This is a genomic window from Streptomyces ipomoeae 91-03 (genome assembly GCF_000317595.1).
GTDB classification, from domain to species: Bacteria; Actinomycetota; Actinomycetes; order Streptomycetales; family Streptomycetaceae; genus Streptomyces; species Streptomyces ipomoeae.
The window spans coordinates 1-25,813 of record NZ_AEJC01000587.1; the positions used below are offsets into that span (position 1 = coordinate 1).

The following is a 25,813-nucleotide window of genomic DNA, read 5'->3' on the forward strand; positions in this document are numbered from 1 at the left end:
CCCCATGCCCTGTAACAGGCGCCTACGCCACTGGTCCGCTACTGATCGCGGTACATCTCCGCGACGAGGAACGCCAGGTCGAGCGACTGGCTGCGGTTGAGCCGGGGGTCGCAGGCCGTCTCGTAGCGCTGGTGGAGGTCGTCGACGAAGATCTCGTCGCCGCCGCCGACGCACTCGGTGACATCGTCGCCGGTGAGCTCCACGTGGATGCCGCCCGGGTGGGTGCCCAGGCCCTTGTGGACCTCGAAGAAGCCCTTGACCTCGTCGAGCACGTCGTCGAAGCGGCGGGTCTTGTGGCCGGAGGCCGCCTCGAAGGTGTTGCCGTGCATCGGATCGGTGACCCAGGCCACGGTCGCGCCGGAGGCGGTGACCTTCTCCACCAGCTCGGGCAGCTTGTCGCGGACCTTGTCGGCGCCCATGCGGACGATGAAGGTCAGCCGGCCCGGCTCGCGGTCGGGGTCGAGGCGCTCGATGTACTGCAGCGCCTCCTCGGCCGTGGTGGTCGGGCCGAGCTTGATGCCGATCGGGTTGCGGATCTGCGAGGCGAACTCGATGTGCGCGTGGTCCAGCTGGCGGGTGCGTTCACCGATCCACACCATGTGCGCCGAGACGTCGTAGAGCCTGCCGGTCCGCGAGTCGACGCGGGTGAGCGCCGCCTCGTAGTCGAGCAGCAGCGCCTCGTGCGAGGAGAAGAACTCGACGGTGCGGAACTCCTCCGGGTCGGCCCCGCAGGCGTGCATGAAGTTCAGCGCGTTGTCGATCTCGCGGGCGAGCTGCTCGTAGCGCTGGCCGGACGGGGACGACTTCACGAAGTCCTGGTTCCAGGCGTGCACCTGGCGCAGGTCGGCGTAGCCGCCGGTGGTGAAGGCGCGGACCAGGTTGAGCGTGGAGGCGGAGGCGTTGTACATCCGCTTCAGGCGCTCGGGGTCCGGGACGCGGGCGGCCTCGGTGAAGTCGAAGCCGTTGACGGAGTCGCCCCGGTAGGTCGGGAGCGTCACACCGTCGCGGGTCTCGGTCGGCTTGGAGCGCGGCTTGGAGTACTGACCGGCGATACGGCCCACCTTCACGACCGGCACGGAGGCCGCGTACGTGAGGACGGCGCCCATCTGGAGCAGCGTCTTCAGCTTGTTGCGGATGTGGTCGGCCGAGACGGCGTCGAAGGCCTCGGCGCAGTCGCCGCCCTGGAGGAGGAACGCCTCTCCCTTGGCGACAGCCGCCATCCGGGCGCGCAGCTGGTCGCACTCGCCCGCGAAGACGAGCGGCGGATACGACTCGAGCTCCGCAACGACTGCGCGCAGAGCCTCGGGGTCGGGGTACTCGGGCTGCTGCGCCGCGGGCAGGTCTCGCCAGGTGTTGCCGGCGCTCGGGCCGGTCTTAGCGTTCACGGTCACTCCATACACATTACGGGGTTGTGTCCGGGGTCCTGCCCCACGCTCATCAGATGAGACGCACTCATCAGTTGAGAGGGGGCAGGAGACGGGCACGACGAGGGCCGGGACCAGGGACGAGCACGACAGACAAGGCCCGGTCCGGTTCGGTTCAGTCCGGTCTGGTTCGGTTCAGCCCGGTTCGGTTCAGTCCGGTTCGAAGGTCAGCTCCTCGGTGACGGGTGAGCCGGTGGTGAGGAACGCCCGGGCCGCGCCGAGGGCCAGCTCGCGCGGGACCACCGACTCCATGGGCACCTCGGTGTACGAGCCGAAGTAGTCGAAGACCACGGTGCCCTCGCGGGAGCGGTCGCCGATGCTGTGGAACGTGTCCTCCAGCGGATCGGTCCACAGCAGCACGTCGCCGTGCGGTGTGGGGCCGATCGAGAGGGCGGAGCCGTTGTCGGCCTCCAGTTCCAGGGCGGGGGCACCGCGCCCCGATCCGGCTCCCATGCCGGTCAGCTCGACCAGCAGGGTCGCCACCTCGGCGGCGTCGGTGACCGTCCGCTCCCGTGGCTCGTCGGCCTCGGGGTCGAAGTAACGGGCCAGCATTCAGCCGATCCCTTCCACGATTCTCGTCTCCGTGATGGGGCCCTTGCTGCCGCCCGGCACCACATGGACCGTCAGCGTAGAACCCCGGGGCACCATCCTGGGCAGCAGATAGTCGCACCCTGTCAACTTCCCCGCCTGGCAGGGCGCCCGGTTGATCCACAGGGTGGCGGAGGTCAGCCCCTCGTTGCGCATAGTGGCCGCGGCATGGGCCTCCACATGGGACTTGGTGACCCGGTTCATACCCGGGGTGCCCTTGGGCATCGTCCAGCCCGGCGGATGCTGGCCGCTGATCAGCGGTACCTCGGAGCCGTCGGGCCGGACCAGGGTGCCGCTGGTCTTGCCGCCCGCGTAGGCGGGCACCGTGTTGGCCGGCCGCTTGGGTCCGCGGCTGGTCACCTTCTTGACGCCCGCGACGACCTTCGCACTGGCCGCCTTGGCGGCGTCGGCGACCTTGCCGCCGGCGGCCCGTGCCGCGTTGGCGACGGCGCGTCCGCCCTGGGCCACGGCCCCGGTCACCGTCGACGCGGCCTTCGCGCCCCCGGCCTTCACCACCTGGCCGAAGGCCGTGTTGCCCAGTGCCCTGGCCCCGGCGCCGAGCGCGGCACCCGCGCCCGCGGTGGCCGCGCCGAAGGCCGCGCCCATGCCCACGTTGGCGGCGAGCCCGCCCCAGGAGAAGTCCTGCTTGCCCTCGGCGACGTCCACGCCGTATCCGGCCGCCGCGCCCGCGGCACCCGCCGCCGCGCCCGCCAGGACCAGACAGCCGACGCCCGTGGCGCACACCGCGCCCACGGCGATGCCGACACCGATGCCGACGGCGACGTTGGCGATCAGGCCCTTGTTCTCGTTGGCCCAGTCCCAGGCCTTGGACGCGCCTTCCTTGACGGCGTTCCAGGCGCCGGACAGCGACCACAGTCCGGTCGGGTCCACGTACATGACCGGGTTGTTCGCGCCGTAGGAGTAGGCGTTGGCGGTCTGGGCCGAGGAGCCGTCGTAGGCGGGGTCGGGCGAGACGAACCGGCCCAGGTCCGCGTCGTAGTAGCGGGCGCCGAGGTGGTTGAGGCCGGTGCTCGTGTCCTTGACCTTGCCGAGCCAGCCGCGGTCGGTGGGCGGTGGCAGCGAGAGGTCGCGCAGTTCGCCGTAGGGGTCCCAGTAGCTGCGCTCGACCAGGCCGGTGCCCTCCGGGACGGCGATCTGGGCCGAGCCCTGGGTGTCGTTGAACTGCCACTTGAGGATGCCGCTCGGCAGGCGTTCGGCGACCGTGCTGCCGTCGACGGCGTAGTAGCGGGTGCCCTTGGCGATGCCGAGGGCGACGGTGATCTCCTGGCCGTCGATGTAGAGGGTGGCGACGCCGGCCGGGTCGGTCCTGACCAGCCGCTGGCCACCCGGGCTGTAGACGAACTCCGTCTTCTTGAGCAGCGCGGTCGTCGAGGACTCCAGGCGCTGCTGGGCGTCCCACTTCAGCGTGGTCGGGACGAGCGCCTTGACCTTCTTGCTGAGGGCGCCGTTCGCGTCGTACGCGAAGGAGTCGTGGTCCACGCCGGTCACCGCGTGCGGGTGGTCGGCGTCCTCGTAGGCGTACTCGCGGGTCTTGTGCAGAGACCGGACGGAGGCGACGTTGCCGTCGTCGGTGTACGTCCAGGACTTGTTGAAGCCGGCCGGTCCGTCGTGGGTGAGGGTGGAGTCCTCGTCGGAGCAGTCGGTGCGGTGGGTGGTCCAGCCGTGGCCGAGCCTGCCCAGGGAGTCGTAGGTGAAGCAGGTGGCCACCGGCTTGGGCAGCGCCGTGTCGGTGACGGAGGTGAGGTTGCCCGCCGGGTCCCAGCGGTAGGTGTCGTCCTGTTTCGCCTCCATCTCGTCGTCGTGGGCGCCGCCGACCAGGGTCTGGATCCTCGACAGCCGCTGGGTGTCGTCCTCGTAGGCGTAGGCCCGGCGCAGCGGGTGGTGGGCGTCGTCGTAGTCGCGTCCGGCGAGCTTGCCGTCCGCCGCGTAGTCGGTGTTCGAGATGTACGACCTGGTCTTCTCGTCGCCGGTCAGCGGGTCCTTCAGGACACCGGAGAGCCGGTCGGGGTTGCCGAGCGGGTCGTATGTCGTGGTGATCTTCTCGGCGGGGGTGCCGAGTACGGCGTCCGGATAGTCGAGGCTCACCACGTTGTCGGCGGCGTCGTAGCCGTATCCCACGCGGTAGGTGCGCTGGTGGAGTGCTCCGCCGACGCCGGCCGGGAAGGTCCAGGCCCGGCCGGTGATCCGGCCGCGCGCGTCGTACCCGGTGACGGCCAGGGTGTAGTCCTTGCCGTCCTTGTGCGTGGTCTGGGACGCCTCGCGGCCGATGCCGCCGGGGACGGAGGCCTTGTCGTAGGCCCAACCGGCGATCTTCTTCCCGGTTTCCGGCTCGCCCTCCCAGCGGCTGACCGGACGGTTCAGCTCGTCGTAGACCGTGGAGAGGGTCGGCTTCGCGTCGTCGCCGGCTTCGAGGGACGTGGCGTTCCAGACGGAGACCGGGTTGCCATTGGCGTCGTAGCGGGTCTTCGTACGTCCCGCGTCGGCGTCGTCGCTCAGCACGCGCCGGGCGAGCAGGTCGTAGGCGTACGTGGAGACGTGTCCGCCGGGGTCCTCGACGGAGGCCACCTGGTCGGCGGGGGTGTAGGTGTACTCGGTGACCACGGCGTCCGCGCCGACGCCCTCCTGGTTGCGCACCACACGGCCGCGGGCGTCGGTCCACGCGGTGGTGGTGACACCGCCCTCGGGCGGGGTGGTGCGGGAGTGGTCGCCGAAGTAGGAGACCGTGCTGGACCACAGCGCCTTGCCCTGCCCGTACTGCGTCGAGCGCACGATGCGGCCGAGCGAGTCATGGGTGTGCCGGGTCTCGTCCGCCTCGCCCTCCGCGACCGCGAGCAGCGCGGACCCGGCGGGGCCGTCGGCGACCAGCGGCAGCGACTCGGCGACGATGTTGCCCACGTCGTCGTACCGGGTGTCGGTGACGACCGTCTTCTCGTTCCCGGAGGTGGAGGCCGGGGAGACCTGCTGGGTCTGCCGGTCGCGGCCGAGCGAGTCGAGGAAGGTCCACTCGGTCACATAGGTGTCGCCGGACTGGAGCTGGCGGGTGGTGACCCGTGGCCCCTTACGGTGTTCGGGGTCGAGGAAGTACGCGAAGACCTGGGCCGGCGGATCGTCGGCGCCCTGTTCCGGCTGGCGGACGCCGAGCAGCCTGCCGAGCGGGTCGTAGGTGTTGCGCGTGGTCTCACCGTTGGCGTCCCGCACCGCGCTCGGCTGCTGCCGGTCCGGTTCCAGGGTGGTCACCTCGGTGTGGCCGAGCGCGTTGGTCTCGGTGACGGTCTCCGGGCGGCCGGTGGCCGGGCTGTACGTGGTGCGCTCGGTGTTGTCCCTGCCGTCCGTCTCGGAGATCGTGCGCCCGTACGCGTCGAACTCGGCCCGGGTGGTGACGGACTCGGTGACGGTGTCCGGCCCGGAGGCCCGGACGGCGCTGACCGTGCGGGTGACGTCACCCTTGGCGACCGGGGCGCCCAGTTCGTCGGAGCCGTCGTAGTACTGGTCCTTGCCGGTGATCAGCGACTTCGGGTCGTCGCAGCTGCCGGAGTAGGTACGGACGCGGTACGGGAAGGCGAGCATCCAGGCGTCGGTGGTGGCGGCGCCGCGGTCGTACGAGGTCTTGGTGCAGCGCACGTCGGAGCCGGCCGTGTCGAGCACGGACGTGACCTGGCCGTAGGTGTCGTAGGTCGTCCGGAGGCGGGTGGAGCGGGATGTGCGCTCACCCGCTTCGGAGGTGACGGTCTCGCGGGTCTCGGAGTCGTTCTCGACGACGAGGTGGGCGTCCTTGTCGGGGTCGGTCTCGCCCTCCTGCGCCGGGGTCGTGCGGGCGGAGGTGTAGTTGTGGAGGGTGCCGCCGAGTTCGTACTCGATCGCTCCGGTCGGGGAGACCTGGTACTGGATGCTCTCCCGCTCCTTGCCACGCAGGTGGGGAAGGTCCTTGAGGGAGGTGCCCCGGGAGTCGGTGACCTCGACTGACTTGGTGGAGCCGTCGGCCTTGCGGTCGCCGTCCATGCCGCGGAAGTGCAGGGTGCGGGTGATCTGGACGGCGCGGCTCGTGTCCTCGCCCCGGTACCCGGGGTCGGTCATCTTGGCGACGTCGACGCTGCCGTAGCCGCGCCAGTCGCTCCAGGAGCGGCGTTCGGCCTCGGTGACGGGGTCGTCGTCGTGGTGCCAGGCGGGGGTGCCCCGGTAGCGGTACTCGGTGGTCTGCGGGGGTGAGCCGCCGCCGGTGTCGCGGACGGTGACCTTCGTGGTGAGGTACTTGTGCCAGACGCCGAAGCCGGAGTCCTCGCCGTTGGTGCGCCAACCGGGGAAGCAGTCCTGGGTGTTGGAGTCGAAGCGGCCCTCGGGCAGGTCGTCGACCGGGCAGGGGTCGGGCTGGCCGTAGGTGACGTCGACCCGGCGGCCCAGTTCGTCGACGACGGAGGTGATGCGCAGCTTGCGCATCTCGGGGGCGCCGGCCTCGGGGTCGGCGTCGGCCCGGTTGGCGTACTCCTTGCCGGTGAACTCGACGGCGGGCAGCTTGAGTTCGCCGTCGCCGGCGAGGCCGGTCTGCTGGACCTTCTCCAGCCAGAGCATGGCGCTGGTGCCGTCGGAGGGCTCGGGGTAGGCGTAGGTGAAGTCGAGCCGGTCCACGTCCGTCCAGCCGCCGTCCGCGTTGGAGCGCTGGGCGGTGACGCTCCTGAGCAGCGCACTTGTGAAGAACGTCGGGGACTTCTGGTCCTCGCCCGTGCAGTCGCCGCTCGCGCAGAGGGAGTCCAGCGGGGCGTCCGGGTACGAGGAGGCGTGGTCGGCGTCGAAGGCGGGGCACTCGCCGGTGCCGTCGGCCGCCTCCACACAGCGGAGCTGCGTGGTGAAGTGCAGCCTGGCCGGGGCCTGTTGGTCCTCGGCGCCGGAGCGCTGCGAGTAGACGATGTCCTTCAGCCGACCGCCGCGCACGTACGACGTGGACTTGTCCGGGTCGCCGTTGCGGGCGTAGCGGTTGGTCTCCCGCTCGTAGAAGTACGTGTTGGAGTTGCCGTGCGTGTCGACGACGCCGTCGAGGTTCCAGCGCCAGGCCTGGGTGCAGTACGAGTCCTCGACGCTTCCGGCGTGGCAGGGCTCGCCCTCGTCGTCGCCGAAGACCGGGACCGTGTAGACCGAGTCGGTGGCGGTGCCGGTGGTGGCCTGCTCGCCGCGGCCGAAGGTGTACCGGGTGCCCTCGGGGGTGGTGACGACCCAGTACTCGCCGTCGTTGTCGCCGTTCTCGGCGCCGGTCTTCCGCTGGATCCGCCAGCCCGGGTCCTCCTGGGCGCGCCAGGTGTCGCCGCCCGCCGCGGTGTCCTTGACCAGGGTGGACGAGGTGCCCTTGAGCGAGATCATGTAGTGCTCGCCGGCCCAGCACAGGTCGCCGGTGTCGCCGCCGTCGTCGGCGCAGCCGTTGTAGCGGCGCTCGATGTACGGCAGGGCCAGGTCCCAGCCCTGGCCGACCCAGGACGGCTGGTTGTTCTCGGCGGCGACCATGCCGTCGACGGCCTGCGAGGAGTAGCCGAGGCTGATGTCCGGGGCGTCGCCCGCGATCGCGGGGACCTGCGGCAGCGGCAGCGACCAGGAGAGGTCGCCGGACTGCAGGCCCACCTGCCACTTGCTGGAGGAGGAGAGCTTGGTGGCGGTGGCGGAGCCGGTCTCGCCGTTGGGCGCGGCGGCGATGACGTAGACGGTCGCCTCGGTGACGGGGACGTCGGCGGAGAGGGTGTGCGAGGTCAGGTCGATCCGGCTCGGCACGGGGGTACCGCGCTCGCAGCGCTCGGCGTCGGGGTTCTCGGCGCAGACGGCCGGCTTGGCGACCAGACGGAGCCGGCTCTCGAAGTTGCCGCCGAAGGCGTCGGCGAAGCCGGAGGTGTCGACCCGGATGCCGACGGAGGGGGCGGAGCCCTTCTCGGGGGCGTCGGGGGCCTTGGGGGCCTCGGGGGCCTTGGAGGTCTTGAGGTCCGACTCGGGGGCCTCGGGGTCCGATTCGGGGGCGTCGGTTTCCGCTCCGGAGGCCTTGGTGTCCGTGGCCTTCACGATGAACGCGGTGGCGTGTCCGCCGAGGTCGCGGGCGGTGTCGGGGCCGAGTGCCGTGAGGCGGATCCGCTCGGGTGCGTTTGCCTTCGCGATCTTCGTTCGTGGCGCGGCGACGGCGAGATCGATGCCCTTGCCCGCCGCCCGCTCACCGCGATCCGGTACGGCGAGCGTGGCCGTGCCCGGCTCCGGCCAGTCGACCCGGGCCGCCCCGGTGGTCTCGCCGAGGGGTCTGCCGTCGGTCGCGGCCGGGGTGAGCCGGGGTCTCTCACCGGGTCTGACCTCACTACGGTCGATCGTGGTCACGGAAGAGTCGGCGCTGATCCGCTCCCCGCCGTTCGGTCCGTCGGGACCGTCGCGGACGAGCAGCGGCTGCAGGCCGGAGAGGAGAAGTGCCAGTACGACGGTCGCGGTGCCCGGTAAACGGCCTCGGTTCTTCACTTGTCGCCCCCTGGGAACCAGTGGTTGCCCTCGCAACCACGGTTGGGGACACAGAATCCCCTCAGGCCATGTACGCGTCAACACTCAGGGGACGCGACAAGCCGTCCCTCCACAGAAGGCTCACAGACATCGACCGTCCCGTAACCCGTCCCCGTGTCCCCTCGACACTCCCAGGGACTCGTGTAGGGTGCGGGCATGTTCGCGCACTCGACCCAGAACCAGAACTGGTGGTGGACCGTCCTCCCGGCGGCCCACTGACTGCGCGTAGGCAGAACTTCGCGAAGGCCGCCAGAGGGGCGGCCTTCGGTGTTTCCAGGACCCGGCCGTTCCTCCCCGATCACTCCCGACACGGAAGAGGAATCCATGGACCTGGCTCGACTCCCGCACGACGACCGCCCGTTCGCGCTGCTGCGCCGCCGCACCCCCGGGCTCCACGACCACGACACCGTGGAGGTCCTGATCGGCCCGGTCGCCACGTACGAGCGGCTCGCCGACATCCCCGACGAGGGGCTGGCCCTCATCCCGTTCCGCCAGATCCGCGAACGCGGCTTCGACGTCCGCGACGACGGGACACCGCTGTCGGTGCTCACCCCTGAGGAGTCGTACGAACTGCCGCTGGCCCAGGCCCTCGCCCAGCTGCCCACGCATGACATGCGGGTCGAGGGCGGGGGCTTCGACGTGTCCGACGAGAAGTACGCGGAGATCGTCGGCCGGGTGCTGCGCGAGGAGATCGGACGGGGCGAGGGCGCCAACTTCGTGATCCGGCGGACGTACGAGGGGGCGATCCCCGGCTTCGGCCGCGCCGACGCGCTCGCGTTGTTCCGGCGACTGCTGGAGGGCGAACGGGGGGCGTACTGGACGTTCGTGGTCCACACCGGCGACCGGACGCTGGTCGGCGCCTCCCCCGAGGTGCACGTCCGGATGTCCGGCGGGACCGTCGTGATGAACCCGATCAGCGGGACGTACCGCTACCCGGACGGCGGCCCCACGCCGGAGGACCTGCTGGCCTTCCTCGCGGATGGCAAGGAGATCGAGGAGCTCTCGATGGTCGTCGACGAGGAGCTGAAGATGATGTGCACCGTCGGCGACATGGGCGGGGTCGTGGTCGGGCCCCGGCTGAAGGAGATGGCCCATCTCGCGCACACCGAGTACGAGTTGCGCGGACGGTCGTCGCTGGATGTGCGGGAGGTCCTGAGGGAGACCATGTTCGCCGCGACCGTCACCGGGTCGCCGGTGCAGAACGCGTGCCGGGTCATCGAGCGGCATGAAGTGGGTGGGCGTGGGTACTACGCGGGGGCCCTGGCGCTGGTCGGGCGGGACGCCGGTGGGGCGCAGACCCTCGACTCGCCGATTCTGATCCGTACGGCCGACATCGCGGCGGACGGGCGGCTGAAGGTGGCGGTGGGGGCCACGCTCGTCAGAGGGTCGGATCCCGTGAGCGAGGTCGCCGAGACGCATGCGAAGGCGGCGGGGGTGCTGGCGGCGTTGGGCGTACGGCCGGGGCGGGCGGCTGTTTCGCCGGGGCGGGTGGGGCTGGCCGACGATCCCCGGGTGCGGGCGGCGCTGGATGGGCGGCGGGCCTCGCTCGCGCCGTTCTGGCTGCGGATGCAGGAGCGGACGGGCGAGTTGACCGGGCACGCGTTCGTCGTCGACGCCGAGGACACCTTCACGGCCATGCTCGCGCATCTGCTGCGGTCCTGTGGGCTGGAGGTGACCGTACGGCGGTACGACGAGCCGGGGGTGCGCGAGGGTGTGCTCGCGCACGACGGGGTGGTGGTGCTCGGGCCCGGGCCCGGGGATCCGGGGGACGTCGATGACCCCAAGATGCGGTTTCTGCGAGGGCTGACCGGCGAGGTGATGCGGGGGCATCGGGGTGGGGTGCTCGGGGTGTGTCTCGGGCATGAGCTGATCGCGGCCGAGTTGGGGTTGGGGATCGTGCGGAAGGAGGTGCCGTATCAGGGGGCGCAGACGGAGATCGATCTGTTCGGGCGCCGGGAGACGGTGGGGTTCTACAACAGCTTTGTGGCGTACTGCGATGACGGGGTGGCGGAGGAGTTGGCTGGGCGGGGGGTGGAGGTCAGTCGTAGTGCGGGTGGGGAGGTGCATGCGTTGCGGGGGGCCGGGTTCGCGGGGGTGCAGTTTCATCCGGAGTCGGTGTTGACGTTGGGTGGGGTGGGTGTGGTGCGGGAGCTTGTGGCCGGGGTTCGCGCGCTGCGGACGCCCTGGACGAGCAGTTCCGATGTGGCTCAGTGGTCGTAGGCGATCAGCGACCTGGTGATGGGTGCGCCGATGGTGCGGTTGTGACTTCTCTCCTCCGCTGCCCGAGAATCCGAACCACCCACAGGACCCGGCGCCGTCCGGTTCGGCGAACTGAGCGTGGACGGCTCGCCGGCCCGGAGGCGGTGAAGACGCCGCCGTGCTGGAGGAGTTGACCTCCGAAAGGCGGTTCGACGCATTCGGCGACGAGGTGGCGCGGGGGTTGGGCTGTGGTACGGCCGGACCCGTGGTCAGGCTCGTGGTCGGGGTTCCATCGCGGCCCGGACCGCCGTAACGGCCGCGCCCCGTCAGGCGACACCCGGGCGGCTCTTGGGAAGTCGGGCAAGGTGCGGCGTTGTCGTTCCTCGCGGGCCATCCGATCGGTGGTGGCCTCGCGATCGCAGCCGCGTGAGGTCGGTCGGTCCAGTGGAGGTGGAGGGCGCCGTGTGTGATGCTCCAGCAGGTCACTCCGGGGCCGGGTTGCTGAGGCCCTCGGGGATGGCCCGGTCCATGTACGGGTGGCGTACGGCGACGGGGTCGGTGCCGGCCGCCGGCACGTCCTCCAGCGTCTCCGTCAGGTCGGTCAGTCGTCGTCTCCGACGCCGCTGACGTTCACATCGACGATCTCGATGTCCTGCCCGGTCTCATAGAGCACTGCTGCTTTGGACACTGCTTGCCTCGATTCCTGCTGTGCCGATACTTGCGCCTGCCAGGAGTTCCTGAAGCAGGCGATTCACCTGCCTGCGCTGCCCGATGCCGACGACTCCGACGAGCCGTCCGCGCAGCGAGCACGCCAGGGCGAGGTCGCCGTCGAGATCCCCGGCGGCGACCCACCGCTCGTCCGCGAGGGCGGGGGCGTCGAACGCCTGGATCCGCAGGCCGAGTTGATCACTCCAGAAGCTCGACATGGGGCGGCATCCGCCGGGACCGGCCGGGCACCCCAGGAGGGTGCGCGCGGCCTGGCGGGCCGTGTCGGCGGCCATGGTCCGGTGCTCGACCCTGCGCGGGAGATCGTCGATCAGAGGTTGGGAAAGCATGCGACATCGCCGGCGGCAACCACGTTCGCCCGGCCGCCGACACGCAGCCCGGTGACGAAGGAGGCGTCCTCTGAGGCGAGGAAGGCCACGGCGGCGGCGATGTCCTCCGGGGCGCCGAGCCGTCCGACGAGGGTGCGTGCGATGGTCTGTGCCTCGTACTCCGGGGGTGCCTCGGCCCACAGGGCGGTGACCACGGCTCCGGGCAGGACGGCGTTGAACCTGATCCGGCCGCCGTACTCGACGGCCATCGGCGTACGAGGGCGTCGATCCCGCCTTTGGCCGCGGCGTATGCGGGGAGGCCCTTGAAGCCGATCGTGGCGTGCACGGACGAGGTGATCACCACCGAGCCTCTGGCAGCCCTGAGGAGGTGCACGGTGGCCCGGACGCCGTAGAACACGGAGTCGAGACTGAGCCGCAGCTGGTCGTGCCAGGCGGCGTCGTCGAGTTCGTGTGCCGCTCCGGGCAGGTTGCGGCCGGCGTTGAGGTGGAGCACGTCCAGGCGTCCGGTCCAGGACTCGGCCTCGGCGACGGCCGCGGTCCACTGCCCCGGCGAGATGACGTCGAGGGGCCGGTCCCGTGCCTCCCCGCCACCTGTGCGGATCTCCTCGGCCACGCGCCGGGCGCCCTCGGCGTCCACGTCGGTGACCAGGACGGACGCTCCCTCCGCGGCCAGTCGGCGGGCGGTGGCCGCCCCGATGCCGGAGGCGGCCGCGGTGAGCAGGGCCGTACGGCCGGCGAAACGAGCCGGTGCGGCGGCGACGGTCATGGCATTCCTCCTGCGCCTACTTCTGCTCCTGCTCCTGCGGGTCGGGCCGTGGAGGCGCGCGGCACCAACCGCGGCTCGGTCGGTACGACGACGTCTCCGGCCGGTGTGCCCTCAATGAAGGCCACCAGGGCGTCGACCGCGGCGGTGCCCAGCTCGTGCAGGGGCATCGCGACGGTGATCAGCGGGGGTGGAGGTGCGCGGCCACGGGCAGGTCGTCGTTGCCGACCATGGAGACGCCTTCGGGGATTCTGAGGCCGAGGTCCCTGATCGCGGCCATGGCGCCTATCGCCTGGACGGGTGAGCTGGTGTAAAGGGCGGTGACCGGCGGGCGGGTGCTTGCGTCGGCGGGGCGCAGCAGTTCCCGCGCCGCGCACCCGCCGCCGTCCTCGGTGAAGTCCCCGGACGCGACCGGAGCCGCGTCCCGCCCCAGTACGTCGGCGTGGCGCAGGAATGCCTCCTTGCGGACCTCGCTGGGGGTGATCCCGCGGGACCCGCGATGTGGCCGACCGCGCGGTGGCCGAGGCCGTGCAGGTGGTCGAGTGCGGTCACACTGGAGCGGGCGACGTCCATGGTGATGTTGCGGCCGGAGCCGTCCACGGAGCGGTTGAGGAAGACATGGGGGACCGCGCTGCGGGCCAGCGCGTCCAGCAGCGGATGGCCGGGGCGGGCCGAGGCGATGAGCAGTCCGTCGACCCTGCCCTCCTGCACCAGGTCGTGGAAGGACTCGTGGGCCTCCTGCCCGTCGAAGTCCTCCGCGAGCAGGGAGAGACAGCCCAGTTCGCGGGCCCGCTGGTAGGCGCCGCGGGCGATGGTGACGTACGGACCGGCGTGTGGGTGCTGGCACCGGCCGGGGCCCGGGCCCCGGAGTGCGGCCGGTAGCCGAGCGCCTCGGCGGCCTCGGGGATACGCCGGAGTGTCTCCGGCCGCACGGACAGGTCCTGACGGCCGTTGAGCACCTTGGACACGGTGGCCTTGGAGACCCCGGCCGCGTGTGCCACATCCACGAGCCTGGCCCGGGGGCGCTGTTCCGGCACGTGCTCCCCCTCTCCTGTGGGTGTCGCCCCGGTCCTCCCCTGCGGGCCGAGAGTGGCGCGTTCTGGCCTCTTGACACCTTCCGGCAACGCCACCTAACGTTCGCGAAAGTTTTAGTCAACCGGTTTCCGCAGATGGGAATAATCGACGAGTCTGAGCAGATCATGCAAAATCAGTCATATTGATATCGCTAGATATCGGCCACAGTTGATGTGAAGTCAACCGGGCCGAGGAACCGCTCTCGGGCTCACCGCCGACGCGACCACCGTCGCACCCGCGGTCCGCTGACACCGGCGCGCGCACCCGTCCACGCAGACGGATGCGCTCGGTCCAGAGCATCTCGCACCACCCCCGAGCGAGCCGGTGTTCCACCGGCCGCCGTACTCCACAGTTCGCTTCCCGCGGCAGCCCCTCATGCCGCCATGGCCCCCCTCGTACCTCCCGCACCGCCATACGGCCCGCAACCGCGTACGTTCCGTCTCGAAAGGCCCACCAGCATGCCCGTGTCAAAGACGACACCCCTCGACGGCTTCCTCACCGCGACGGGTCGTCCGCCTGCGCCGGCTCCGTCAGCAACGGTATGAGCGGATCCGGGAGCGGCAAGACGACGCTCACCGTGATGACGGTCGAGAACGAGTGGGACAAGAAGACCATCCAGGCCGTCGAAGAGACGCTGGGATGAAAGCCCCGCCTACCCCACCGCCCGCTTCGGCGAGGTACCGCCGCTGCACGCCACCGCGGTGATCGACGAAGAGTCCGGGGACGTCACCGTCTTCGCGTCAACCGCGGCCACGACACCTCCCTGCCGCTGGAGATCGATCTGCGCGGGACCGACATCCGCGCCGTGACCGAGCACGTGGTGCCGGCGGACGCCGACCAGGAGGCCCGCAACACGGCGGACCAGCCGGACCGTGTCACCCCGCACTCCGTCGTCGGCACGACCGTCACAGACGGAGTGCTGCGCGCCGAACTCGGCCGATGTCCTGGAACATGATCCGGTTCTCGCGCCCGCGGGCCTGACGCATCGAACCCCCTTATGAGAGAGCGGAGCAACGATGCTTCCACCAGCCCATAGAGACGTCCGCATGCCACGGGCCCCTCTCCCAAGGGCGCTTTCCCTCGCCGCCACGCTGCTCCTCGTCACCGCATGCAATGGCAATGGGCCCGCCGACTCCGCGGTGACCCTGCTCGACGGGCAGCACATCGCCGTCTCGGGCCCGACCGTCATATCCGCTCTTCCCATCGACGACGAGGGCAACGTCGACGCGGCGGAGGCACGTAACCAGATCCCGTCGCTCAAGAGCGTGGCGCTGCAGTACCCCGGCGTCCGCGTCCTCATCACCGACTCGGACGGGCATACGACCGATTCCGCATTGCAGAACTTCGCGGCGAACTGGGCGATCCCGCCCGCACTCGTGGTCGCCGCGGACTCGGCCTCGGCGGGGACACGGCTGTCTGCGGACGGACAGCTCCACACCCTGCTGATCGGCGCCGATGAACACGTGGCCGCCGACTGGTCGAACCACGCCGCCCCCACACAGGCGATCGTCGCCGCGCTCCGCAAGGTCGCGGCGAGCCCCCCCACCCATTCCGACAGCGTTGTACGGAAAGAGACACCATGAGACACGTCAGAGAGATACCAAGTTTCGTCATAGGCGCAGTGGTCACCATGCTGATCGCCTGTGCCGCGGTAGTGCTGACGCCGGCCACGCCGGCCCACGCAGCGGGTTCGACCTACTACGTGGACTGCTCGGCGGCATCCAACGGGACCGGAACCTCCTCCTCGCCGTGGAACTCACTGGCGGGCCCGAACGCGACGACGTTCGCACCCGGGGACCAGTTGCTGTTCAAGCGCGGGACGACCTGCACCGGCCTTCTGCACCCGCTGGGCTCGGGCAGCGCGAGTGGCGGATCGATCACCATGAGCGCCTACGGCACCGGCGCCCTGCCGGTCATCGCCGGGGGCGGCGGCACGGACGCGATCTATCTGCACAACCAGGAGTACTGGGAGATCTCCGATCTGGAGGTGACCAACACCGGCGTCGTGAAGGGCGCGAACGCGCGACGCGGCGTCTACGTGGTCCTCGAGAACTACGGGACCGGAGACCACTACAAGATCAGCAACCTCAACATCCACGATGTGAACGGAAACCAGTCGAAGGAAGTCGACGGCAGCGCCGGCATTCTCTTCGCCGTTCTCGGCACCACGACCCCCAGCGCCTTCAACGACGTCGACATCGACGGCAACACCGTGGCCAACGTCGCCCGCAGCGGCATCAACATGTCCAGCACCTGGCTCTGCCGGCCGTCCATCGGCTGCAACACCCCGGCCTGGACTCCCTGGACCAACGTCGTCGTCCACAACAACACCGTCCACGACACGGACGGTGACGGCATCGTCGTCCAGATGTCGCAGGACGCCCTCATCGAGCACAACGTCGTCTACAACGCGGCGAAGGCCCCCAACGCGGCGAACGCCGGCATCTGGGCCTGGGACTCCGACGGCACCGTGATCCAGTACAACGAGGCGTACGGAACCCAGAAGAACACCGGCAACCCCGACGGCCAGGGCTTCGACGTCGACTACGGACAGGACGGCACCGTCGTCCAGTACAACTACAGCCACGACAACGCGGGAGGGTTCATCCTCTTCTGCGGCTGCGGCGGAGGATCGCACCTCGCGAGCAACGCGGCGGTCCGCTACAACGTCAGCGAGAACGACCGGCTGCGCGTCATCACCATGGACGGATCGCAGGACTCCGCGCTCTACAACAACACCATCTACATCCCGTCGGGATCCACCGCCAACGTCCTCGAGGTCACCGGCGCCTGGAACGACCTCACGCTCGCCAACAACATCATCTACAACCTGGGCAGCGGCGGTTACGTCTACACGGCCGGCCAGCCGGCCTCGAACTTCGCCTGGCGCAACAACCTCTTCTACGGCAACCACCCGGCCAGTGAGCCCTCCGACCCGGGGAAGATCACGGCGGATCCGCAGCTCGCCTCGCCCGGCAGCGGCGGCACGGGCATCGGCAGCGTCGCGGGCTACCAGCTGACCGCGTCGTCCCCGGCCATCGGCGCGGGAGTCGTCGTCCCCAACAACGGCGGCAAGGACTACTGGGGATCGACCGTTCCCTCGACCTGCGCACCCGACATCGGCGCCGACCAGTTCAGTTCGCCCTCCGACTCCACCTGCCTGGCGAACGAGAACCTCGGCTTCGAGACGGGGACGACCAGCGCGTGGAGCAAGTGGAACAACGCCTCGGTGACGAACACGACCTCCCACAGCGGAACCTACGCGGCCAAGATCACCTCGTCGCCCGCCTCCCTCGAACAATCCGTACCCGTCGCGCCCCGCACGACGTACCGTGTCTCGGGCTGGGTGAAGTCGGATGTCGCCGGTGAGGTCATGAACGTCGGCGTCAAGAACACCGGCGGCCTCGAAACGACGGCAAGCGCCAGTGGCACCGCGTGGACGTACGTCTCCGCCGACTTCACCACCGGAGCGACGAACAGCACCGTGCGGCTGTACTGCTACAAGAGTTCGGGAACGGGCAGCGGCTACTGCGACGACATGGCCGTCACCCCCGTCAAGAACTACGCGATCAACGGCAACTTCGAGTCCGGCCACACCGTGCCCTGGCGCAACGGCGACTTCTCGCTCACGAGCACGGCGGCCAACGGCAACGCCGCCGCACTGACGAACGCGTCCCTGAGCTCAGGCTCCCTGTTCCAGATCGTCACCGGCCTCACGCCGAACACCACCTACCGGCTGACCGGCTCCCTCGCGAGCCAGACCGCCGGCACCACGACAGCACTGGAGGCCAAGCTCTACAACGGCACCGCCGTCACGAGTGCCTCGACCACGTCGAGCACCTACTCGAAGCAGTCGACGACCTTCACCACGGGCGCGGGCGTGACCTCCGCCCGCATCTACTGCCACCTCGTCTCCGGAACCGGCGACGGCTACTGCGACGAAGTCACCCTTACCCAGCAATGAACGACATCGCAGTGACCAGAGGGTGCGCGGCGATGTTCCACGGCTGATGAAGCCGACCAGGGTCATGTCCGGCATGGTCACACGGGTGCGGTCCCGGCTCCGCTGTGACGGTGTGGGGTGCCGCACCCGCCCTCGCCGCCAGGGGAGAGGTCCACGCGGCGGAGCCGCCACGACCTCCACCTCCCCTCTGCGACGCTGAGCACAGCGACACTCCGCGAGCCCATCCAGCGTCCCCTGTGGCGCTGGGGACCGCGGCAGGCGACCGCACCCGTTCCGCGGCACTCCGTACCCGGAGTGCCGCGGACTCGGTGTCTGAGCCCACCTACGCGATGCAGTACGCGGTCCATGGCAACGGCTCACCCTCCAGCCTCGGCTTCGCCACCCCTGCAACCTGTGGGACAGGAACGCAAGGTCCTTGCCGAGCTCACTGCCGCCTGCCCCGAATCGACCGTCCTCGCCGGCCTGCCCTCCCTGCATGCGACCACAACGGCCCTCGAACCCGCCGAACCGCTCGCCCAGCTCGACGGGCTTGTCATCCGGCTCGGTGCCGAGGCCGCTCCCGAACACTGGGAGGACACGTACGGCGCGCGCTGTCTGTGCGTCGTCTACGACCCCGTCTCCCGCCTCTGCACCATGGCCGGCGCCGGCCACCCGGCGCCCGTCCTGCTCCGGACCGACGGAACCGCCCACGTCCTCAAGGTCTCCCCGGGACCGCCACTCGGCGTCAGCGGCATGCCCTTCGAAAGCACCACGCTCGCCCGTGAACCCGGCAGCGTCCTGGCCCTGTACACCGACGGGCTGACCGCACGCTACGACCCGGATCCGGATGTCGCTGTCCGGCATCCGACCGCCCGCCTGACCGCGTGCTGCCGCCCGGACCGCCCCCTGGACGATCCCGGCAAGGCCCTGCCGGCAGGTGCTGGCGGCCCCCACCCCGCGATGACATCGCCCTGCTCCTCGCCCGAACCCGCTGCCTGCCGGCCGAGGCCGTCGCCGCCTGGGAATACCCCGCCGATCCCACCATCGTTGCCGACGTCCGGGCGGCAACCACCGCCAACTGGCTGCCTGAGGGCTGGAGGAGGTCGCCTTCACCACCGAACTCGTCGTCAGTGAGCCGGTCACCAATGCCGTCCGCCACGGCGGCGGTCCCATCGGCCTCCGCCTCATCCGTGACGGAGTGCTCATCTGCGAGGTCACCGACTCCAGCAACACCCAACCGCGCCTGCGCCGCACCCGCTCCTCCGACGAAGGAGGCCGCGGCCTTTTCCTCACCGCCCAGCTCACCACGCGCTGGGGCAGCCGATACGGCCAGTCCGGAAAGACCGTCTGGGCCGAAGAATCCCTCACGGCACCAGACATCGAGCAGCCGCCGCTGGTACCTCACCGCCTCCTGGACCATCCCCCCGGCCCCGACCGTGCCACTGGAGGCGGCCCGCGCAGGTGGTCTGGTCGGGGTGGACACCAACGCCGACCGCCTCGCGGCCTGGCGCCTCGATGCCCACGGCAACCCCGTCGGCGCACCACGCCGCTTCGGCTACGACCTCACCGGCAATGTTGCCCACCGGGACGCCCAGATCCGCCACGCCCTGATCCGCCTGCTCCTCCCCCATGGCCCAAACGCCACGGTCTGGCAATCGGGGTCGAGGACCTCGACTTCGCCGCGGAGAAGACCCGGGAGAAGCACGGCCGCAGGAAGCGGTTCCGCAACCTTGTCTCCGGCCTGCCCGTGAGCAGGCTGCGGGCCCGCCTGGCGAGCATGGCGGCCGAACTCGGCATCCCGGTCATCGCCGTCGACCCCGCCTACACCAGCCGGTGGGGCGCCCGGCACTGGCAGAAACCCCTCACCAGCAAGAACAGGAAGGCCACACGCCACGACGCAGCGGCCGTGGTGATCGGAAGACGCGCCCTGGGGCACCCGGTCCGGCGACGGACGGCACCGCCCCCTGCCCACCGGAGTGATGAGCAGGGGCATCGGACCATCCAGGCCCGACCGGCGGCCCCGGGGCGTGAGGCTGTGCCCATCAGCGGCCTCCGGCCGCGGGCCGCCCCCGCGTTCCCGGACCACGGACACGATCCGTGCGCGCCGGGCGCGGAGCGAAAGCGGGGAACCAGTGTGCCCAACACCGTTCGGGGCACGCGGCTGAGCACGAATCCTGGCAGCAGGACTCACTCCCGCTCAGTCCCTAGGAACGGTCAGCCGAAGAAGACGCCTACCTCCTCGTACAGCTTGGGATCGACCGTATTCAGCTTCGCCGTGGCCTCCGCGATGGGAACTCGGACGATGTCCGTGCCCCGCAGCGCGACCATCTTGCCGAAGTCATGGTCGTGGACGGCATCGATGGCGTGGAGGCCGAAGCGGGTGGCGAGCCAGCGGTCGAAGGCGGAGGGGGTGCCGCCGCGTTGGACGTGACCGAGGACCGTTGTGCGGGCTTCCTTTCCGGTGCGTTTCTCGATCTCCTTGGCCAGCCATTCGCCGACCCCCGACAGCCGGACATGGCCGAAGGAGTCCAGGGACTCGTCCTTCAGGACCATCTCGCCGTCCTTCGGCATGGCCCCCTCCGCCACGACCACGATCGGCGCGTACGACGCCTTGAAGCGGGACGTCACCCAGGCGCACACCTTGTCGACGTCGAAGCGCTGCTCGGGGATGAGGATGACGTTCGCGCCGCCGGCGAGACCGGAGTGGATGGCGATCCAGCCGGCGTGACGGCCCATCACCTCCACGACGAGGACGCGCATATGGGATTCGGCCGTGGTGTGCAGGCGGTCGATGGCCTCCGTCGCGATGCCCACGGCCGTGTCGAAGCCGAAGGTGTAGTCCGTGGCGGAGAGGTCGTTGTCGATGGTCTTCGGGACGCCCACGCACGGCACGCCGTACTCGTCGGACAGGCGCGCGGCCACACCGAGGGTGTCCTCGCCGCCGATGGCGATGAGCGCCTCGACCTCCTGCTTGGCCAGGTTGTCCTTGATACGGCGGATGCCGTTCTCCTGCTTCAACGGGTTGGTGCGCGAGGAGCCGAGGATGGTGCCGCCGCGCGGCAGGATGCCGCGTACGGCGGGGATGTCGAGACGGACGGTGTCGTTCTCCAGTGGTCCTCGCCAGCCGTCCCGGAAGCCGACGAAGTCATAGCCGTACTCCTGGACGCCCTTCCGGACGACGCCCCGGATGACGGCGTTGAGCCCGGGGCAGTCGCCGCCTCCGGTCAATACTCCGACCCGCATGGAAATGTCCCTTCGCCGCGGTTGCCGTAAGCCTTCCGCAGAACCGTAATGGTGACGCAGGTCACTTCGACATGACCGGGTAAGGGCATTTCCGGTGAACTGTCCGGAGGTTGGTTTACTTCTCGGATTGGACTACTTCTGGATTGGACTACTGCCGGGACCGATCGAGTGGTCCAAAAGATCTCTTCATCAACCAGATCTCTTCATCAAGAAGATCTCTTCATCAAGAAGATCTCTTCATCAAGAAGATCTCTTCATCAACTGATCTACTCGTCGTCCAGGCCCCGCTCGATCGCGTAGCGGACCAGCTCCACCCGGTTGTGGAGCTGGAGTTTGCCGAGGGTGTTCTGGACGTGGTTCTGGACCGTGCGGTGCGAGATGACGAGGCGTTCGGCGATCTGCTTGTAGCTCAGGCCCTTGGCGACGAGGCGCAGGACCTCGGTCTCGCGCTCGGTGAGCTGCGGTGCCTTGGGCTCGTCGGTGCCCGCGGCGGGGGCCGGCTCGGAGGCGAGGCGGCGGTACTCGCCGAGGACCAGGCCCGCGAGACCGGGGGTGAAGACCGGGTCGCCGACGGCCGTGCGGCGTACCGCGTCGATCAGTTCCTCGGTCGAGGCGGACTTCACCAGGTAGCCCGTCGCGCCGGACTTCACCGCCTCCAGGACGTCCGCGTGCTCACCGCTCGCCGACAGGACGAGGACGCGCAGGGCGGGGTTGGCGCCGACCAGTTCCTTGCAGACCTGGACGCCTGGCTTCGCGGGCAGGTTCAGGTCCAGGACGAGGACATCGGGGCCGGCGGCCCGGGCGCGGCGCACCGCCTGTTCCCCGTCACCCGCCGTCGCCACCACCTCGAAGCCCGCCTCGGCCAGGTCGCGGGCGACCGCGTCGCGCCACATGGGGTGGTCGTCGACCACCATCACCTTGATCGGGCCGTCCGGGCGCTCCTGTCCGTCCACCACGCTGTTCTCCGTCACCGCTGCTCCGCCTTCCCCCGTGTGTCCTTCGGCCCTCCGAGGGCCCTCGGTACCTTCAGTTCGACTTCCGTGCCCTGGCCCGGGACCGAGATCAGCTCGGCCGTGCCGCCGATGTCGCGCAGTCGGCCCCGGATGGACAGGGCGACCCCCATCCGTCCCTCGCCCTCGGCCTGCGCGAGGCGGCCCTCGGGGATGCCGGGGCCGTCGTCCCGTACGGTCACGATGATCTCGTCCGGCCAGTCCTCGACCAGGATCCAGGCCCGGGCCTCGTCCCCGGCGTGCCGGCGCACATTGTCCAGGGCGGCGCCGACGGCGGCGGCCAGTTCGCGCGCCGCCGCAGGGGCGAGCGGGACCGGGCTGCCGGGCTCGGACAGGGTGACCTTCGCGCCGGCGTACGGGGCGAGGAGGGCGCGCAGGTCCACCGGGTCCGCCGTACCGTCCCGGTCGTCCGGCGCGTCCGGTTCCTCCACCGCCCTTACGAGCGCGCCCTCGGCCGCGTCCTCCGAGATCCGGGAGACCGGGACCAGGCCGCCGGAGACCAGGGTGCGCAGCGCGACCTCCTGCTCACCGGCCATCCGGCCCAGCTCGGCCGCCTCGCCGCCGAGGGCGGTGCCGCGCCGCTGGACCATGGCGAGGACCTGGAGCACGCTGTCGTGGATGTCCCGGGCGAGGCGCTCGCGTTCGCGGGTGGCTGCCTCGATCTCCAGGGCGCGGGCGAGGGTGCGCTCGGAGGCGCGGGCGACCTCGACGACGTAGCCGATGGCGATGGAGGCGACCCAGACCAGCAGCACGTTGTGGACGGTGTCGCGGGTCGGCTCGCCGCGGTGGATCAGGTTGGCGGCGGCGACGAGGGTGGAGGCGAAGGCGGCCCAGCGCCAGCCGCCCTTGATGGCGAACGCCAGGACGGCGCCCGCGGTCCATATCGACGGCAGGGTCGGGCCGCCGGCGTCGACGCGCGCGGTCGAGTCGGCGAACCGGGTGAGCAGGATGCCGACGATCGCGATGGTGAGGTCGGCGGCGAGGAACCGCTTGGTGCAGCTGGCCGCGCCCGCGACCTTGGGCAGGGTCACCAGGGTCCAGCCGGCCAGGACCGCGAAGTAGGTGACGGCCACCCAGGGGCGGGCGAACTTGTCGTAGGCGCTGATGAAGAGGCCGACCGCGTAGATCATCGTCAGGACGCGGTAGCCGGTGAGCGCGCGCCACAGCGGCTGCTCGACCGACATCCTCATGACCCGCTCACGCTTCGGCATGTCCCCCACCCCACCCACGACCACGACTGTCACGCCCAGGAACGCGACCGTACCCGGGAACACGACCGCCAGGACCCCCCGGTGTCAGTGCCGGTGCCAGATATCAGCCCCGGTCCCGATCCCGGTGCCGGCCCCGCCCCTGCCCGGTGCCGGTCCCAGTCCCCGCCCCAGCCCCGGTGCCAGTACCGGTCCTAGCCTCGGTCCTGGTCCTGGTCCTGGTCCTGGTCCTGCTCCTGCTCCTGCTCGGCCTTGGCCGACGCGGCCTTGGCGGCCTTTCCGGCCTCCTTCTCCGCCTTGGCCGCCTCCGCGAGCTGCCGCTTGGCGGCGGTCGCGTACATGTCGACGTACTCCTGGCCGGAGAGCTTCATGATCTCGTACATGACCTCGTCGGTCAGCGCCCGCAGGACGAAGCGGTCGTGCTCCATGCCCTGGTAGCGGCTGAAGTCCAGCGGCTTGCCGATCCGGATGCCGGGGCGCATCAACTTCGGCAGGACCTTGCCCGGCGGCTGGATCTTCTCGGTGTCGATCATGGCGACGGGGATGACGGGCGCGCCGGTGGCGAGGGCCACGCGGGCGAGGCCGCCGGGCTTGCCCCGGTAGAGGCGGCCGTCGGGCGAGCGGGTGCCCTCGGGGTAGATGCCGAACAGCTCGCCGCGCTCGATGACCTGGATGCCGCTCCTGACGGCGGCCTCGCCCGCGCCGCGCGCGCCGGATCGGTCCACCGGGAGCTGGCCCACGCCCTTGAAGAAGGCGGCCGTCAGCTTGCCCTTGACGCCGGGCGTGGTGAAGTACTCGGCCTTCGCGATGAAGGTGACCTTGCGGTCGAGGACCGCGGGCAGGAAGAACGAGTCGGAGAACGAGAGGTGGTTGCTCGCCAGGATCGCGGGGCCCTCGGCCGGAACGTTCTCCAGGCCTTCCACCCAGGGCCGGAAGGCGACCTTCAGCGGTCCCCCGATGGCGACCTTCATCGCGCCGTACAACAACCGAGTGCCTCTCTGTGTTCTGTAGATCAGACCTTAACCCGGATGGCCGAGGAAGAGCCGGACGCCCCCGGCCGGTGTCGGCCCCCATCGGTCCACCCCCTGGCGAAGCCCCTGGTCGGTGTCAGTGCGGTCGCGTACGGTGAAGCACACCCGAACTCGTTTCACACCCTTCTCATGAACAGGAGACCGAACCGTGCCGGTCCTTCCTGGAGCCGAGCCCTACCGCCACGAGGGCGGGGACGTCGGCGTCCTCCTCTGCCACGGCTTCACCGGATCCCCGCAGTCGCTGCGCCCCTGGGCGGAGTACCTCGCCGAGCGCGGCCTGACCGTCGCGCTGCCGCTGCTGCCGGGCCACGGCACCCGCTGGGAGGACCTGCGGGTCACCGGCTGGCAGGACTGGTACGCCGAGGTGGACCGCGAACTGCGCGCCCTGCGCGACCGCTGCGCGCATGTCTTCGTGGCGGGGCTGTCCATGGGCGGCGCGCTGGCGCTGCGGCTGGCCGCGAAGCACGGGGACGCGGTCGACGGCCTCGTGCTCGTCAACCCGGCCAACAAGGTGCACGGCCTGGCCGCGCACGCCCTCCCCGTCGCCCGGCACTTCCTCCCCACGACGAAGGGGATCACCAGCGACATCGCGAAGGAGGGCGTCGAGGAGCTGGGCTACAGCAAGGTCCCGCTGCACGCGGCGCACTCGCTGCGGAACTTCCTCCGGCTCGTCGACGGTGAGCTGCCCCAGGTCACCCAGCCGCTGCTGCTCCTGCACAGCGAGCAGGACCATGTGGTGCCGCCGGTCGACTCCGAACGCGTCCTGAGCCGGGTGTCGTCCACGGATGTCACGGAAATCCTGTTGGAACAGAGCCACCACGTCGCGACGTTGGACCATGACGCGGGCCGCATCTTCGAGGAGAGCCACGCGTTCGTCACCCGTCTGGTGAAGGACTCCGGGACCGGATCCGTACAGCAGTCCGGGGCAGGACAGGGGCAGGACCCGTGAAGCAGTCCGGTGCGGGATCCGTCGAACAGTCCGGTGCAGGGCCTGTGAGGCACTTAGGTGCGGGATCCGTGAGGCAGAGGGAAGGGACGGCCACTGGTGGCTGAGCACGACTCCGAGCGTGAGCCGGAGGAGAAGGGCGCGCCGCTCGGCGAGCGCCACGGCGAGGCGCGCGACAACTCCTCGGGCGGCTCCGTGGGCGGTTCCGCGGACGGCGGTTCCGGCGAGTCGCCGCCGGGCGAGGAGCAGCACGTGCCGTTCGACGAGGACGCCGCGTGGCGGGCCATCGTCGCCGGGTTCGGCGAGGAGCCGCCGGACCCGCCGGGCGCCAAGCCGTTCAGGTCGGTGGAGGACCTGGCACTGCTGGAGGCCGAGCCCGACGACTCCGCCGACAAGGCCTCCGGCGGTTCCGGCGACGACGCCGGGCCCTCGGCCCCCAAGCCGCTCGGCAGCTCCGTCGCGTTCGCGCCGGGCGTCGGCGCCGGTCCGCGCGACTACAGCGTGACCGACCCGGTCGGGGAGGACACCGCCGAGGACGACGACGATGACGACGGCGAGGGCCACTTCGTACCGCCCGAGCCGCCGCCGCTGCCGGAGGCCGACGCGACCGCCAAGTTCGCCTGGCTGGGCGTGGTCGGCGGCCCGGTCCTGCTGCTGCTCGCCGTCCTGCTCGGCTGGGACATGACCTGGTGGCTCACCACCCTCGGCATCGGAGGTTTCCTCGGCGGCTTCGCCACGCTGGTGATGCGTATGAAGAGCGACGACGAGGACGACGAGGATCCGGGCCGCGGGGCGGTC

17 protein-coding genes and 5 pseudogenes are annotated in these 25,813 nt (G+C 70.5%); 10 read left to right on the forward strand and 12 right to left on the reverse strand.

The features are described 5' to 3' along the window. Positions 1-38: 38 nt before the first annotated feature. From STRIP9103_RS37775 to STRIP9103_RS37785, 3 genes are all read right to left on the reverse strand, one after another. Positions 39-1,391, reverse strand: a complete 1,353-nt coding sequence (locus STRIP9103_RS37775) for a class II 3-deoxy-7-phosphoheptulonate synthase (protein WP_009335007.1) — start codon at positions 1,389-1,391, stop codon at positions 39-41. A gap of 183 nt (positions 1,392-1,574) precedes the next feature. Next, positions 1,575-1,976 carry an Imm1 family immunity protein gene (locus tag STRIP9103_RS37780; protein WP_048821692.1) on the reverse strand — a complete coding sequence of 134 codons (402 nt, stop codon included), beginning with the start codon at positions 1,974-1,976 and terminating at the stop codon, positions 1,575-1,577. Next, on the reverse strand, positions 1,977-8,504 hold the full coding sequence (locus STRIP9103_RS37785; protein WP_009334979.1) for an RHS repeat-associated core domain-containing protein: 6,528 nt from the start codon (positions 8,502-8,504) through the stop codon (positions 1,977-1,979). It lies immediately after the preceding gene. Positions 8,505-8,699: 195 nt separating this feature from the next. On the opposite strand from STRIP9103_RS37785, the gene STRIP9103_RS53625 reads away from it, so the two are divergent. Continuing rightward, complete coding sequence (locus STRIP9103_RS53625; protein WP_009335003.1) at positions 8,700-8,762, forward strand: trp operon leader peptide; 63 nt, start codon at positions 8,700-8,702, stop codon at positions 8,760-8,762. Between the two features lie 105 nt (positions 8,763-8,867). Beyond that, a complete protein-coding gene (locus STRIP9103_RS37790; protein ID WP_009334981.1) occupies positions 8,868-10,763 on the forward strand; it encodes a phenazine-specific anthranilate synthase component I in 1,896 nt (631 codons plus the stop codon). Positions 10,764-11,404: 641 nt separating this feature from the next. Here the strand turns inward: STRIP9103_RS37790 and STRIP9103_RS48650 are convergent. The 5 genes and pseudogenes from STRIP9103_RS48650 to STRIP9103_RS53245 form a co-directional block, all read right to left on the reverse strand. Further along, positions 11,405-11,797, reverse strand: a complete 393-nt coding sequence (locus STRIP9103_RS48650) for an NAD(P)/FAD-dependent oxidoreductase (RefSeq protein ID WP_009334987.1) — start codon at positions 11,795-11,797, stop codon at positions 11,405-11,407. After that, positions 11,779-12,563, reverse strand: a pseudogene (locus STRIP9103_RS53630) (SDR family NAD(P)-dependent oxidoreductase). Before STRIP9103_RS53630 ends, STRIP9103_RS48650 begins: the two are co-directional and overlap by 19 nt. A gap of 178 nt (positions 12,564-12,741) precedes the next feature. Beyond that, a complete protein-coding gene (locus tag STRIP9103_RS52350) occupies positions 12,742-13,044 on the reverse strand; it encodes a substrate-binding domain-containing protein (protein WP_234022407.1) in 303 nt (100 codons plus the stop codon). A gap of 32 nt (positions 13,045-13,076) precedes the next feature. Further along, positions 13,077-13,373 (reverse strand): annotated as a pseudogene (locus tag STRIP9103_RS52355) (type 1 periplasmic-binding domain-containing protein); the annotation flags it as partial. A gap of 119 nt (positions 13,374-13,492) precedes the next feature. Further along, positions 13,493-13,690, reverse strand: a pseudogene (locus STRIP9103_RS53245) (LacI family DNA-binding transcriptional regulator); the annotation flags it as partial. A gap of 725 nt (positions 13,691-14,415) precedes the next feature. Here STRIP9103_RS53245 and STRIP9103_RS52365 point away from each other — a divergent pair. The 6 genes and pseudogenes from STRIP9103_RS52365 to STRIP9103_RS52370 form a co-directional block, all read left to right on the forward strand. Next, positions 14,416-14,589 (forward strand): hypothetical protein, encoded by a 174-nt coding sequence (locus STRIP9103_RS52365; protein WP_324605714.1) that lies wholly within the window; start codon positions 14,416-14,418, stop codon positions 14,587-14,589. Positions 14,590-14,680: 91 nt separating this feature from the next. Then, positions 14,681-15,217, forward strand: a complete 537-nt coding sequence (locus STRIP9103_RS37815) for a hypothetical protein (RefSeq protein WP_141585061.1) — start codon at positions 14,681-14,683, stop codon at positions 15,215-15,217. After that, positions 15,214-17,598, forward strand: coding sequence for a carbohydrate binding domain-containing protein (locus STRIP9103_RS37820; protein ID WP_009334995.1), 2,385 nt, complete (start codon positions 15,214-15,216; stop codon positions 17,596-17,598). The genes STRIP9103_RS37815 and STRIP9103_RS37820 overlap by 4 nt, the downstream gene beginning before the upstream one ends. Positions 17,599-17,991: 393 nt before the next feature. Then, positions 17,992-18,711, forward strand: a complete 720-nt coding sequence (locus STRIP9103_RS47655) for a PP2C family protein-serine/threonine phosphatase (RefSeq protein ID WP_009335001.1) — start codon at positions 17,992-17,994, stop codon at positions 18,709-18,711. Further along, positions 18,671-18,868, forward strand: a pseudogene (locus tag STRIP9103_RS53250) (ATP-binding protein); the annotation flags it as partial. The gene STRIP9103_RS47655 and the pseudogene STRIP9103_RS53250, both read left to right, overlap by 41 nt. A 97-nt stretch (positions 18,869-18,965) precedes the next feature. Beyond that, a pseudogene (locus tag STRIP9103_RS52370) lies at positions 18,966-19,785 on the forward strand (IS200/IS605 family accessory protein TnpB-related protein); the annotation flags it as partial. A 6-nt stretch (positions 19,786-19,791) separates the two neighbouring features. On the opposite strand, the gene STRIP9103_RS37825 reads toward STRIP9103_RS52370, so the two are convergent. The 4 genes from STRIP9103_RS37825 to STRIP9103_RS37840 form a co-directional block, all read right to left on the reverse strand. Continuing rightward, positions 19,792-20,820, reverse strand: a complete 1,029-nt coding sequence (locus STRIP9103_RS37825) for a 6-phosphofructokinase (RefSeq protein ID WP_009334977.1) — start codon at positions 20,818-20,820, stop codon at positions 19,792-19,794. A gap of 266 nt (positions 20,821-21,086) precedes the next feature. Beyond that, on the reverse strand, positions 21,087-21,734 hold the full coding sequence (locus tag STRIP9103_RS37830) for a response regulator (protein ID WP_048821696.1): 648 nt from the start codon (positions 21,732-21,734) through the stop codon (positions 21,087-21,089). Between the two features lie 53 nt (positions 21,735-21,787). Further along, the gene (gene macS, locus STRIP9103_RS37835; protein ID WP_181800283.1) at positions 21,788-23,041 is read right to left on the reverse strand and encodes a MacS family sensor histidine kinase; all 1,254 of its coding nucleotides are present in this window, start codon (positions 23,039-23,041) and stop codon (positions 21,788-21,790) included. A gap of 191 nt (positions 23,042-23,232) precedes the next feature. Beyond that, a complete protein-coding gene (locus STRIP9103_RS37840) occupies positions 23,233-24,009 on the reverse strand; it encodes a lysophospholipid acyltransferase family protein (RefSeq protein WP_048821698.1) in 777 nt (258 codons plus the stop codon). Between the two features lie 208 nt (positions 24,010-24,217). Here STRIP9103_RS37840 and STRIP9103_RS37845 point away from each other — a divergent pair, with 208 nt between their 5' ends. After that, the gene (locus STRIP9103_RS37845) at positions 24,218-25,018 is read left to right on the forward strand and encodes an alpha/beta hydrolase (RefSeq protein WP_009334993.1); all 801 of its coding nucleotides are present in this window, start codon (positions 24,218-24,220) and stop codon (positions 25,016-25,018) included. 96 nt (positions 25,019-25,114) lie between these two features. Beyond that, positions 25,115-25,813 (forward strand): hypothetical protein (locus STRIP9103_RS37850; protein WP_009334989.1); only part of this gene is annotated, 699 nt, incomplete at its 3' end.